This window comes from Stenotrophomonas sp. (genome assembly GCF_036662295.1).
Taxonomy (GTDB): domain Bacteria; phylum Pseudomonadota; class Gammaproteobacteria; order Xanthomonadales; family Xanthomonadaceae; genus Stenotrophomonas.
Genome location: NZ_JAVWXA010000113.1, coordinates 1 through 12563 on the forward strand (window position 1 = coordinate 1; position 12563 = coordinate 12563).

Below are 12563 nucleotides of genomic sequence, written 5' to 3' on the forward strand. Positions count from 1 at the left end.
GGGGGGGGTCGGGGGGGGGGTGCGGGACTTGCAGCGTGTCCCGCGAACCCGCTCACCCCCACCCCGCGCGACGGAGCCGGCACTCGCAAGGCTTCATACGCCCCGACGACATAACCCCGCAGATGGGCGAAAAACCTTTTTTGCTTCGCTTGGAGTGGGGCACGGCAACGGATTGGGCGGGGGCGGCTTGGCTCTGGTGGCGCGCGCGCGTCCGGGGCCCCTTGGCGGCCGGCAGACCCTTGTGCAGTGTCCCCCGGCCGCCTGCGGCGACCTCCTCCTTTATTTTGCCAAGGGCCTGCCGGCCGCCAAGGGGCGCTGGGTGGTGAGGCAAACGGCGGGCCTCACGCGCGCGTTTTTCGTTTTCCGGTCCTGAACCGATGCCCGGGATGGCGAGAGCGGTTTGACCGTGGGGCGTCATTTGCGCTAATGTAATAGCACGCTATTACATTGATACGATGAAACTACGTCCTGCTCCCCGTGAAAAAGATGCCCAGGCCGACCTGGCCCGGCTCGCCGAGGCCTTTGCGGCGCTGTCCAGCCCGGCGCAGGTGACCGCGTTCCTGCGCGATCTGTGTACGCCTGCCGAGCTGGAGGCGCTGGCCGACCGCTGGAAGGTGGTGCCGTTGCTGCAGCAGGCGGTGCCGTATCGCGAGATCCACGAGATGACCGGTGTGAGCGTGACCACCACCGGCCGCGTGGCGCGTTCGCTGGAGCATGGGAACGGCGGCTATGCCGCCGCCATCGCCGCCACCGCCCCGCCTGCCGCCCCCGAATCCAAGTAAGAGAGCCTCCCCCATGAGTGCAACCCAGAACGCCCCGGCCCGCGACCGGCTGCGGATCGCCATCCAGAAGAGCGGGCGGCTGGCCGAGCCGGCGCGCAGCCTGCTTACCGCCTGCGGCCTGAGCTGGCGGCAGAGCCGTGACAAGCTGTTCTGCTACGGCGAGTCGTTGCCGGTGGACCTGCTGCTGGTCCGCGACGACGACATCCCCGGGCTGATCGCCGATGGCGTGTGCGACTTCGGCATCGTCGGCCGCAACGAGCTGGACGAGCAGGGCGCGGCGCGCCGCCGGATCGGGCTGCCCGATGCCTACCAGGCGTTGCGCGGGCTCAATTTCGGCCAGTGCCGGTTGATGCTGGCCGTGCCCGATGAGTGGGAATGGACGGGGGTGGAGCAACTGGCCGGCAAGCGCATCGCGACCAGCTACCCGGCGATCCTGGCCGACTGGCTCGCCGCGCGGCGGGTGCAGGCGCAGGTGGTGGAGCTGTCCGGGTCGGTGGAGATCGCCCCGCGCCTGGGTACGGCCGACCTGATCTGCGACCTGGTCTCCAGCGGTGCCACCCTGGCCGCCAACCAGCTCAAGCCGGTGGAAACCCTGTTGGAGAGCGAGGCCGTGCTGGCCGGGCCGGTGAAGACGCCCGACGACGCGCGCGCCGGGTTGATGGCGATGCTGCTGCGCCGGCTGGATGGCGTGGTCAAGGTGCAGGACAGCAAGCTGTTGATGTTCCGTGCCGCGCTGGACCGGGTCTCCGAACTGACCCGGCTGCTGCCCGACGCCGACCCGCTGGTGCAGTTGCCCGATGACGGCGGCCACCTGCGTTTGCAGACGATGTGCCATGGCGCGTTGACCTGGCAGCGGTTGGAAGAACTGGAGCGCGCGGGCGCGCAGGGCCTGATGGTATTGAGCGTGGAGCGGTCGTTGGCATGAATCGTCTGTCGTGGTCCCAACTGGATGCCCGCGCCCAGGCGCAGGCGCTGCAACGCCCGGTCCAGGCCGTGGCGCAACGTACCCGTGAGGCGGTGGCGGGCCTGATCGCCGCGGTCCGCGAAGACGGCGATACCGCCCTGCGCGAGATCAGCCTGCGCTTCGACGGCGTGGCACCGGCGGCGTTCGAAGTGGACGAGGCCGAGTTCGCCGCGGCCGAACAGGCGGTATCGGCCGAGCTGCGCCAGGCCATGCAGGAGGCCGCCACGCGCATTGCCACCTTCCACCAGGCGGGCATGAGCCAGGGCTATGCGGTGGAGACCGCGCCGGGCGTGCGCTGCGAGCGCGTGGTGCGGCCGATCAGCCGGGTGGGCCTGTATGTGCCCGCCGGCAGCGCGCCGTTGCCGTCCACCGCGCTGATGCTGGGCGTGCCCGCGCAGTTGGCCGGGTGCCGGCAGGTGGTGCTGTGCACGCCGCCGCGCAAGGACGGCAGCGCCGATCCGGCGGTGCTGGTGGCCGCGCGCCTGACCGGCGTGCACCGCGTGTTCAAGCTGGGCGGCGCGCAGGCCATCGCCGCGATGGCCTACGGCACCGACAGCGTGCCGGCGTGCGACAAGCTGTTCGGCCCGGGCAACAGTTTCGTCACCGAGGCCAAGCAGCAGGTGGCCCAGGACGGCGCGGCGGCCATCGACATGCCGGCCGGTCCGTCGGAAGTGCTGGTGATCGCCGATGCCGGGGCCAACCCCGCCTTCGTCGCCGCCGACCTGCTGTCCCAGGCCGAACACGGCCCGGATTCGCAGGTGATCCTGCTCACCGATGACGCCCGCCTGCTGGACCAGGTGGCCGCGCAGGTGCAGGCGCAGCTGGCCCGGCTGTCGCGGGCGGACATCGCCGCGCAGGCGCTGCAGGCATCGCAGTTGATCCTGGTGGCGTCGCTGGACGAGGCGTTCCGGATCAGCAACCGGTATGCGCCCGAGCACCTGATCCTGGCCCTGCGCGAGCCGCGCGCGTGGCTGGCCCAGGTGGAGGCGGCCGGTTCGGTCTTCCTCGGCGACTACACGCCCGAGGCACTGGGCGATTACTGCAGCGGGACCAACCACGTGCTACCCACTGCCGGTGCCGCGCGCGCCTACAGCGGCGTGAGCGTGGCCAGCTTCCAGAACCTGATCAGCGTGCAGTCGGCCACCGCCGAGGGCATCGCCGCGATCGGCAGCTGCGCGCGCGTGCTGGCCCGCGCCGAGGGCCTGGATGCGCATGAAAATGCCGTCACCCTGCGCATGGAGGCCGCCGCATGAGCACGTTGCCCTCGGTGATGGCGCTGGTGCGCCCGGACCTGCAGGCGTTTGCCGGCTACAGCTCGGCGCGCAGCAGCGCGTTGGTGGGCGATATCTGGCTCAATGCCAATGAATCGGCCTGGGCCAACCCGGCCGACGGCGAAGGCCGCGCGCGCCGTTACCCCGATCCGCAGCCGGCGGCGCTGCGTGCACGGCTGGCCGAACTGTATGGCTGCGCGCCCGAGCAGCTGTTGATCGGCCGCGGCAGTGACGAGGCCATCGACCTGCTGGTGCGCGCATTGTGCGAACCCGGCCGCGATGCGGTGCTGGTCACCCCGCCGGTGTTCGGCATGTACGCGGTGTGCGCGCGGCTGCAGAACGCGCCGCTGCTGGAAGTGCCGCTGTGCGAACAGGGCGATGCGCTGGGTGCCGACATCGAGGCGGTGATCGCCACCGCGCTGGCGGGCAATGCCAAGCTGGTGTTCCTGTGCACGCCCTCCAACCCGGCCGGCAGCACGATCACGCTCGCGGAGATCGAACGGGTGGCCACCGCATTGCGGGGCAGGGCGGTGGTGGTGGTGGACGAAGCGTATGGCGAGTACGCCGCCCAGCCCTCGGCGGTGACGCTGCTGGCGGCCCATGACAACCTGGCCGTGCTGCGCACCTTGTCCAAGGCGCACGCGCTGGCCGCCGCGCGCATCGGCAGCCTGATCGCCACGCCGCCGCTGGTGGCGCTGCTGCGCCGCTGCCAGGCCCCGTATCCGATTCCCGGCCCCTGTGCCGAGCTGGCGCTGGCCGGCCTGAGCGACAGCAACCTGCAGCTCACCACCACCCGCGTGGCGCGGATCAAGGCCGAGCGCAGCCGCATGCAGCAGGCGCTGGCGGTGCTGCCCGGGGTGCGCCGGGTGTATCCCTCGGAGGGCAACTACCTGCTGGTGCGCTTCACCGACGCGCAGCAGGCCTTCGATGCCTTGCTGGCCGCCGGGGTGGTGGTTCGTGACCAGCGCGCTGCGCCGCAGCTGGGCGATGCCCTGCGCATCACCCTGGGCACCACGCTGGAGAACGATCGCGTGCTCAGCGCGCTGGCCACGCGGAGGGTCGCCGCATGACGCCCATCCTGTTCGTGGACCGCGACGGCACCCTGATCGAAGAGCCGGCCGACTTCCAGATCGATGCCTACGAAAAGATCCGCTTCGTGCGCGATGTCATCCCGGCGATGCTGAAGCTGCGCGATGCCGGCTACCAGTTCGTCATCGTCAGCAACCAGGACGGGCTGGGCAGCGAAGGCTACCCGCAGGCCAGCTTCGATGGCCCCAACGACCTCATGCTGCAGATCTTCGCCAGCCAGGGCATCGTGTTCCGGGATGTGTTGATCGACGGCACCTGGCCGCACGACAACGCGCCCACCCGCAAACCGGGCATCGGCATGATGCTGCCTTACCTGCAGGACCGCGGCATCGACTGGGCGCGTTCGGCGATGGTCGGCGACCGTCCCACCGACATCCAGTTTGCCGGGAACATGAACATCCGCGGTTTCCAGCTGCGCACCGCGCAGTTCGGCGGCGAGTGGGACTGGACCGCGATCGCCCACGAACTGGCCGACGCACCGCGCCGTGCCATCGTGCAGCGCAATACCAAGGAGACCCGTATCCGGGTGGAGGTGGACCTAGACCGCACGGCCGAGCCGCAGACCCACACCGGCCTGCCGTTCTTCGACCACATGCTGGAGCAGATCGGCAAGCACGGCGGTTTCGCCCTGCGCGTGCAGGCCGAGGGCGACCTGCACATCGACGAGCACCACACCATCGAAGACACCGGCCTGGCACTGGGCCAGGCACTGCGCGAGGCGCTGGGCGACAAGCGCGGGATCGGCCGTTATGGCTTCACCCTGCCGATGGACGAGACCCTGGCCAGCGCCGCGCTGGATTTCAGCGGGCGCCCGTATTTCGTGTTCACCGGCGAGTTCAAGCGCGAGCGGGTGGGCGACATGCCGACCGAGCTGGTGCCGCACTTCTTCCGCTCGCTGTGCGATGCGGCCGGGCTCAACCTGCACCTGAGCGTGCACGGCGACAACGACCACCACAAGGTCGAGGCCTGCTTCAAGGCGCTGGCGCGCGCGCTGCGCCAGGCGCTGCCGCGGCAGGGCACCGCGCTGCCCAGCACCAAGGGGGCGCTGTGAGCGAGGTCGCGCTGATCGATGCCGGCGGCGCCAACCTGGGCTCGGTGCGCTATGCACTGGAGCGGTTGGGCGTGCAGGTGCGGCTGGTGCGCGACGCGCAGGGCCTCAAAGGCGTGCAGCGGGTGATCCTGCCGGGCGTGGGCGCCGCGCCGCATGGCATGGCACGCCTGCATGCGCAGGACCTGGTGCAGCCACTGCGCGATCTTGACGTGCCGCTGCTGGGCATCTGCCTGGGCATGCAGCTGCTGTTTGAAGGCTCCGAGGAGGGCCACGTGGAATGCCTGGGGCTGATGCCCGGCGTGGTCCGCCACCTGCACCCGGCCACCGGCATCCGGGTGCCGCACATGGGCTGGAACCGGCTGCTGCCGCTGCGCGAATCGAGCCTGCTGGACGACGTGCCGGCACGCGCCAGTGCGTATTTCGTGCACAGCTACGCCGCGCCGCTGGGCGAACACACCGTGGCCGCCTGCGACCACGGCGGCCTGTTTGCCGCGGTGGTGCAGCGCGGCCGCCACAGCGGTGCCCAGTTCCATCCCGAGCGATCGGCCGCCACCGGCGCGCGGATCCTGCGCAACTTCATCGAGAACCCGCCCACATGAGTTTCACCGTCTATCCCGCCCTGGACATCCGCGAGGGCCGCGTGGTGCGGCTGCTGCAGGGCGACTACGCACAGCAGACCACCTATGGCGACGACCCGGTGCCGCGCGCGCAGGCCTTCGCCGATGCCGGTGCGCGGTGGATGCACCTGGTCGACCTGGACGCGGCGCGCGCCGGCGGCTACACGCTGGCACCGCTGCTGTCTGCGATTGCCGGCGGAACCGGCCTGCAGGTGCAGACCGGCGGTGGCGTGCGCTCGCGCGATGACGTGGCGCGTCTGCTCGATGCGGGCGCGGCGCGCGTGGTGGTCGGCTCGGTGTCGGTGCGCGCGCCGGACACGGTGATCGGCTGGCTGGCCGAGTTCGGTGCCGACCGCCTGACCATTGCGCTGGATGCCCGCCAGGCCGACGATGGCCGCTGGCTGCTGCCCGTGCATGGCTGGACCGAGACCGCCGAGGACACCCTGGACGTGCTCGCCACGCGCTACGCCGAGGCGGGCATGGCGCACCTGCTGTGCACCGACATCGCGCGCGACGGCATGCTGTCCGGCCCCAATATCGAGCTGTACCGGCATCTGTCCGCGCTGCTGCCGGAGGTGGCCGTACAGGCCTCCGGCGGCGTGCGCAGCGTGGCCGACGTGGCCGAGGCCCGCGCAGTGGGCTGCGGCGGGGCGATCCTGGGCAAGGCGCTGCTGGAAGGCCGCATGCGCCTGGACGAGGCGCTGGCATGTTGAGCCGCCGGCTGATTCCCTGCCTGGACGTGCGCGACGGCCGCGTGGTCAAGGGTGTGCGCTTCCGCGACCACGTGGACATGGGCGACATCGCCGAGCTGGCGCTGCGCTACCGCGACCAGGGCGCCGACGAGCTGGTGTTCTACGACATCGGCGCCAGCCCGGAGGGCCGCGCGGTGGACGTGGGCTGGATCGAGCGGATCGCGCGCCTGATCGACATCCCCTTCTGCGTGGCTGGCGGCATCGGCAGCGTGGAGACCGCGCGCCAGGTGCTGTATGCCGGCGCCGACAAGATCTCGATCAACTCCCCGGCGCTGGGTCGCCCGGCGTTGATCGAGGAGCTGGCCGACGCCTTCGGCGTGCAGTGCGTGGTGGTCGGCATCGATTCGGTGCGTGAGGCGGACGGGGAATGGCGGGTGCGGCGCTTCAGCGGTGACCCGGCCAAGACCCAGGCAGTGCCGCTGCGCACCCTGGACTGGCTGGTGGAGGCGCAGCGCCGCGGCGCCGGCGAGATCGTGCTCAATTGCATGGACAGCGATGGCGTGCGCCGCGGCTACGATGTGGCCCAGCTGCGCCAGGCGCGCGCGCTGTGCCAGGTGCCGTTGATCGCCTCCGGCGGTGCGGGAGAGATGCAGCACTTTGCCGATGTGTTCGACCAGGCCGATGTCGATGGCGCCCTTGCCGCCAGCGTTTTCCACAGTGGCGCCATCGCCATTCCCGCGCTCAAGCAGTTCCTGCGTGCGCAGCAGATCGAGGTTCGAGATGTCTATTGAAGTACTGCCGTCGCCCGCCGCGCTGGACGGCCTGGACTGGAACAAGGGCGATGGCCTGCTGCCGGTGGTGGTGCAGGACGCCGACACGCTGGCGGTGCTGATGCTGGGCTATGCCAACGCCGAATCGCTGGCGCTGACCCTGGCCACCGGCCACATGACCTTCTACAGCCGCAGCAAGCAGCGGCTGTGGACCAAGGGCGAGTCGTCGGGCAACGTGCTGGCGGTGGTGGCGGTGCGCATCGATTGCGACCGCGATACGTTGCTGGTCAGCGCCCGCCCGGCCGGACCGACCTGCCACACCGGCAGCGACAGCTGCTTCGACCGTGCCCCGGGCACGTTCCTGGGCCGGCTGGATGCGCTGGTCCAGCAGCGTGAGCAGCAGCGCCCGGCCGGCAGCTACACCACGCGGCTGTTCGAGGACGGCATCCGCCGCATCGCGCAGAAGGTGGGCGAGGAGGGCGTGGAAACCGCGCTCGCCGGCGTGGTCCAGGACGATGCCGCCCTGCTGGGCGAATCGGCCGACCTGCTGTTCCACCTGATCGTGCTGCTGCGCGCGCGCGGGTTGTCGCTGGACGATGCGGTGCAGGTGCTGGCCACGCGCCACGCGCGCTGAGCGCGGCCGTTTAACGTCGGTGAAACGCGGCACCAGCGATGATGTGCCGCTTTACAATCACCCACCCCCGAACGGACCGTCCCGATGACCCGCACTGCTGCCTGGCTGGCTTGCCTGCTGTTGACCTCTGCACCGGCCTGGGCCGCCGAGGTGACCGTGACCGGCAAGGTCTACCAGGAGCGTGACGGCAAGCCGGGGCGCGGCCCGACCGATCCGGGCCTGGCCGGCGTGCAGGTCTCCAACGGCGAAACCATCGTGCGCACCGCCGCCGATGGCGGCTACAGCCTGCCGGTGCGCGAGGGCCAGACGGTGTTCGTGATCAAGCCCGACGAATACCGCTTTCCGGCGGCGGCCAACGGCCTGCCCGCGTACTGGCGCCACTACGCGCCGCAGGGCTCGCCGCGCCTCAAGTACAACGGCATCCACGCCACCGGCAGCGCCACCCGCAACTGGGACTTCGCGCTGGAGCCGGCCAAGGGCAGCGATGCGGCGCGCGCCGGCTTCGAGATGCTGGTGTTCACCGATTCGCAGACCGCCAGCCTGCAGGACATCGGCTATTACCAGCGGGCCATCGTCGAGCCGATCATCGGCAAGCACCCGGCACGCCTGGGCACCACGCTGGGCGACATCGTCAACGACGACCTGTCCCTGTACCCGGCCATCAACAAGGCCACCGCGCAGCTGCAGGTGCCGTGGTTCCACGTGCCGGGCAACCACGACCTGGACATGGACGCCGGCGACGACCGCCATTCGCTGGACAGCTGGCGCGCGGTGTATGGCCCGGACACCTATGCGGTGGAAGAGGGCGGGGCCAGCTTCGTGTTCCTCGATGACGTGATCTACGACCCTGCTGCCAAGCCGCGCTACATCGGCGGCCTGCGGCCGGATCAGTTCACCTTCCTGGGCAACTACCTCAAGGGCCTGCCACGTGACCGGCTGGTGGTACTGGGCATGCACATTCCGCTGTTCGACGCCGCGCCCGGCCGCGAAACCTTCCGCCATGCCGACCGCACGCGCCTGTTCGCGCTGCTCAAGGACTTCCCCAACGTGCTGGTGCTCAGCGGCCACAGCCACACCCAGCAGCACTACTACCACGGGGCGGCCGAGGGCTGGCAGGGCAGCACGCCGCTGCACGAGTACAACGTGGGCGCGGCCTGCGGGGCGTTCTGGTCCGGGGTCAAGGACAGCAACGGCATCCCCGATGCCACCATGAGCGATGGCACGCCCAACGGCTATGCGCTGCTGTCGGTCAAGCCCGGCGGCGAGTACAGCCTGCGCTACTACGTGGCCCGTGCCCCGGACGACTACCAGATCGCGCTGCACGCGCCCAAGGTCCTGCGCAAGGGCGCGTATCCGGCGTGGGGCGTGTACGCCAACGTTTTCATGGGCCAGGCCGATACCACCGTGGAATACCGCGTGGACGCCGGCCCCTGGCAGGCCATGAAGCGGGTGGAGCAGCCCGATCCGCGCCTGCTGCTGGAAAACGTGGCCGACGACGAGGCCGAGCGCCTGCGCGGGTTTGATCGTTCGCCCGAGGCCACGCCGTCGCCGCACCTGTGGCGTGGCGCGCTGCCCACCGACCTGTCCGCCGGCGCGCACAAGGTGGAAGTGCGCGCGGTCCAGGCCGATGGCGCGGTGGCCACCGCCAGCACCAGCTACCGCCTGCAGGTAGCCAGCCCCTGATGCGGCATACGCCCCTGTACGGTACGACGCGCTTTGCAAAGCCCGGTCGATGGCCGAAAATCGCACCGAGTTATTCGATCCCAGCCAAGGCCTGCGAGTGAGCGTTGCGGTACCGTTTCCGGAGCACACTCCGGCCCCTTCCGGCCTGTCGCCTGCGGTCCCGCCAGGTCCGGCCGCGTCGGTTGCCCCGATCATCGTCGCCGACGTCGGCGGCACCTTCGCACGCGTGGCCCTGGCCGAGCTGCGTGCCGGCCAGCCGCCGCGCCTGAGTGGGCTGCGGCGCTACCAGTGCGCCGGCTATCCCAGCCTGGCCGCGATCCTGGCCGATTTCATCGGCGCCGCCGGGCAGCCGCTGGACACTGCCGTGGTGGCCATCGCCGGCTTGCTGGAGGGCGACCACCTGGTCAACACCAACCTGCCGTGGCCGGTGTCGGTGCAGGCCACGAAAGCCGATGCCGGCCTGCGCGCGCTGGACCTGATCAATGATTTTGAAGCCGTGGCCCATGCCATTCCGCACGTCCAGGCCGAGACCCTGGTCGCGCTCAACGGGCACCCGCCGGTGGCCTCGGCGTGGCCGGCGCTGGTGCTGGGCCCGGGCACCGGGCTGGGCGCGGCGCTGCGTTTCCAGGGCGGCGAACAGCCGGTGCTGGCCAGCGAAGCCGGGCATGCCGCGCTGACCGCCGGCAACGCGCTGGAGCTGGAGATCCTGGGCCGCATGCAGCAGCGCTGGGCGCACGTGGACCAGGAGCGCATCCTCTCCGGCAGCGGCCTGATGAACCTGTATCCCTGCCTGTGCGACCTTCGCGGCAGCGTGCCGCGCTGGGATTCCACCGAAGCACTGATCGCCGCCGCGCATGCCGGCGAGGATGCCGTGGCGGTGGAGACGCTGGAGGTGTTCAGCGCCTGGCTGGGCAGCCTGGCCGGCGATCTGGCCATCACCTTCGGCGCGCGCTCGGTGTATCTGGTCGGCGGCATCCCGCCGCGGATCGCCCATTTCCTGCATGCCGGCGGCTTCCAGGCGCGTTTCCTGGCCAAGGGCGTGATGGGCCGTGTGCTGGCGCAGGTGCCGGTGTGGCGGGTGGAGCATGGCGAACTGGGCATGCTCGGCGCGGCGGTGTGGCATGCCGCACGTCGCGAACGCGCGGTTGCATGATGCGAGGCCGCCCGGTGCCGGGCGGCGTACCGAAGGCAGGTTGAGGAGACCGTTGAGATGACCCATCGCAGGCAATTCCTCCAGGCCGGTGCGCTGGCCATGGGCGCGCTGGCGTTGCCGCGTGCCGGCGCGCAGGGCGGCAGCGGCGGCGCGCGCGTGGTGTCCACCTGGGATTTCGGCGTGGGCGCCAACCAGGCGGCCTGGGCCATCCTGTCCGCCGGCGGCAGTGCGCTGGACGCGGTTGAAGCCGGTGCACGCTGGGCCGAGAGTGAGCTGTGCAACCCCACCGTGGGCCGCTGTGGCAATCCCGACCGCGACGGCGTGCTCAGCCTGGATGCCAGCATCATGGACGGCGATGGCCGGTGTGGCGCGGTGGCGGCGCTGGAGGACATCCTTCATCCGGTGTCGGTCGCGCGCAAGGTGATGGAGAACACCCCGCACGTGATGCTGGTCGGCGAGGGCGCGCAGCAGTTCGCCGTGGCGCAGGGCTTCGAGAAGCGGAAGCTGCTTACCCCGGCCGCGGAAAAAGCCTGGCGCGACTGGTTGAAGAGCGCGCAGTACACGCCGGAGATCAACGTCGAACGGCGGGGCCGGCCCGGCGACAGCCACAACCACGACACCCTGGGCATGCTGGCCATCGACGCCCACGGCCGCCTCGCCGGCGCCTGCACCACCAGTGGCATGGCGTGGAAGCTGCACGGCCGCGTCGGCGACAGCCCGATCATCGGCGCCGGCCTGTACGTGGACAACGAGGTGGGCGCTGCCACCGCCTCCGGTGTCGGCGAAGAGATGATGCGCAATGCCGCCTCGTTCCTGGTGGTGGAGCTGATGCGCCAGGGCCGCTCGCCGGCCGAGGCCTGTCGCGAGGCGATCGCACGACTGGTGCGCAAGCGTCCGGAAGCCAGCAGGACCTTGCAGGTGTGTTTCCTGGCGATGGACGCGCAGGGCCGCGTGGGCGCCTATGCGCTGCACCGTGGCTTCGTGTATGCCGTGTGCGACGGCCAGCGCCAGGATGACCTGCGCGACTCGGCCTCGGTCTACACCAGCGAGCAGACCTGAACATGGCGCGCCGGGTGCTGGAGATCGCCGCCAATTCGGTGGCCTCCGCGTTGGCCGCGCAGGCGGGCGGCGCCGACCGGGTCGAGCTGTTCGACAACCTTGCCGAGGGCGGCACCACGCCCTCGGCGGGCAGCATCGCCGAGGCGCGCGCGCAGTTGGCGATTCCGCTGTTCGTGCTGATCCGGGCGCGTCCTGGTGATTTCCATTACAGCGCGCTGGAGGCGCAGGTCATGCTGCGCGACATCGCCGGCTGCCGGCAGTTGGGTTGCGATGGCGTGGTGATCGGCGCGCTGGATGCCGACGGCGGCATCGACCTGCCGCTCTGCGCTGCGCTGGTGCAGGCCGCCGGCCCGATGCAGGTGACTTTCCACCGCGCCTTCGACGCCGCCGCGGATCGGTCGGCCGCGCTGGAGGCGGTGATCGGCCTGGGGTGCCAGCGCGTGCTGTCCTCCGGCGGCCAGGCCAGCGCGGAGGCGGGCGCGACGCAGCTCGCCGCGCTGGTGGCACAGGCCGCCGGGCGCATCCGCGTCATGGCCGGGGCAGGGCTGCATGCCGGCAACATCGCCGACGTGGCCGCGCGCAGCGGTTGTCACGAACTGCATGCGTCGGCCAAGGCCGTGCAGGCCTCGACCATGCGCCATCGCAATCCGGCATTGATCGGGCTGTCGCCGGACTGGACCGCCACCGACCCGGCCACCGTTGCCGCGCTGCGCGCCGCCCTCGACGCATAACGCCGCCGTGGTAGAGCCACCCCATGGGTGGCTGCGCTTTTCGATCAGGCGCCGCGTGCAGCCACCC

At 70.8% G+C, this 12563-nt stretch carries 13 protein-coding genes; all 13 read left to right on the top strand.

The window, feature by feature from the left end:
- Positions 1–455 precede the first annotated feature (455 nt).
- The 13 genes from RSA25_RS16540 (at position 456) to RSA25_RS16600 (ending at position 12496) form a co-directional block, all read left to right on the top strand.
- Positions 456–782 carry a YerC/YecD family TrpR-related protein gene (locus RSA25_RS16540; protein WP_332809937.1) on the top strand — a complete coding sequence of 109 codons (327 nt, stop codon included), beginning with the start codon at positions 456–458 and terminating at the stop codon, positions 780–782.
- Between the two features lie 13 nt (positions 783–795).
- The gene (gene hisG, locus RSA25_RS16545; protein WP_332809938.1) at positions 796–1707 is read left to right on the top strand and encodes an ATP phosphoribosyltransferase; all 912 of its coding nucleotides are present in this window, start codon (positions 796–798) and stop codon (positions 1705–1707) included.
- Positions 1704–2999: a histidinol dehydrogenase gene (gene hisD, locus RSA25_RS16550; protein WP_332809939.1), complete on the top strand. Its 1296-nt coding sequence runs from the start codon at positions 1704–1706 to the stop codon at positions 2997–2999. Before hisG ends, hisD begins: the two co-directional genes overlap by 4 nt.
- Positions 2996–4087, top strand: coding sequence for a histidinol-phosphate transaminase (hisC, locus tag RSA25_RS16555; RefSeq protein WP_332809940.1), 1092 nt, complete (start codon positions 2996–2998; stop codon positions 4085–4087). Before hisD ends, hisC begins: the two co-directional genes overlap by 4 nt.
- Positions 4084–5157: a bifunctional histidinol-phosphatase/imidazoleglycerol-phosphate dehydratase HisB gene (gene hisB / locus RSA25_RS16560; protein ID WP_332809941.1), complete on the top strand. Its 1074-nt coding sequence runs from the start codon at positions 4084–4086 to the stop codon at positions 5155–5157. Before hisC ends, hisB begins: the two co-directional genes overlap by 4 nt.
- The gene (hisH, locus tag RSA25_RS16565; RefSeq protein WP_332809942.1) at positions 5154–5756 is read left to right on the top strand and encodes an imidazole glycerol phosphate synthase subunit HisH; all 603 of its coding nucleotides are present in this window, start codon (positions 5154–5156) and stop codon (positions 5754–5756) included. The genes hisB and hisH overlap by 4 nt, the downstream gene beginning before the upstream one ends.
- A complete protein-coding gene (hisA, locus tag RSA25_RS16570; protein WP_332809943.1) occupies positions 5753–6487 on the top strand; it encodes a 1-(5-phosphoribosyl)-5-[(5-phosphoribosylamino)methylideneamino]imidazole-4-carboxamide isomerase in 735 nt (244 codons plus the stop codon). Before hisH ends, hisA begins: the two co-directional genes overlap by 4 nt.
- On the top strand, positions 6481–7257 hold the full coding sequence (gene hisF / locus RSA25_RS16575; protein WP_332809944.1) for an imidazole glycerol phosphate synthase subunit HisF: 777 nt from the start codon (positions 6481–6483) through the stop codon (positions 7255–7257). Before hisA ends, hisF begins: the two co-directional genes overlap by 7 nt.
- Positions 7247–7870: a bifunctional phosphoribosyl-AMP cyclohydrolase/phosphoribosyl-ATP diphosphatase HisIE gene (gene hisIE / locus RSA25_RS16580; RefSeq protein WP_332809945.1), complete on the top strand. Its 624-nt coding sequence runs from the start codon at positions 7247–7249 to the stop codon at positions 7868–7870. The genes hisF and hisIE overlap by 11 nt, the downstream gene beginning before the upstream one ends.
- Positions 7871–7954: 84 nt before the next feature.
- Complete coding sequence (locus RSA25_RS16585; RefSeq protein WP_332809946.1) at positions 7955–9553, top strand: calcineurin-like phosphoesterase family protein; 1599 nt, start codon at positions 7955–7957, stop codon at positions 9551–9553.
- Positions 9554–9698: 145 nt separating this feature from the next.
- Positions 9699–10706: a glucokinase gene (locus tag RSA25_RS16590; protein ID WP_332809949.1), complete on the top strand. Its 1008-nt coding sequence runs from the start codon at positions 9699–9701 to the stop codon at positions 10704–10706.
- Between the two features lie 57 nt (positions 10707–10763).
- Complete coding sequence (locus tag RSA25_RS16595; RefSeq protein WP_332809947.1) at positions 10764–11765, top strand: N(4)-(beta-N-acetylglucosaminyl)-L-asparaginase; 1002 nt, start codon at positions 10764–10766, stop codon at positions 11763–11765.
- Positions 11766–11767: 2 nt separating this feature from the next.
- On the top strand, positions 11768–12496 hold the full coding sequence (locus RSA25_RS16600; RefSeq protein WP_332809948.1) for a copper homeostasis protein CutC: 729 nt from the start codon (positions 11768–11770) through the stop codon (positions 12494–12496).
- Positions 12497–12563 lie beyond the last annotated feature (67 nt).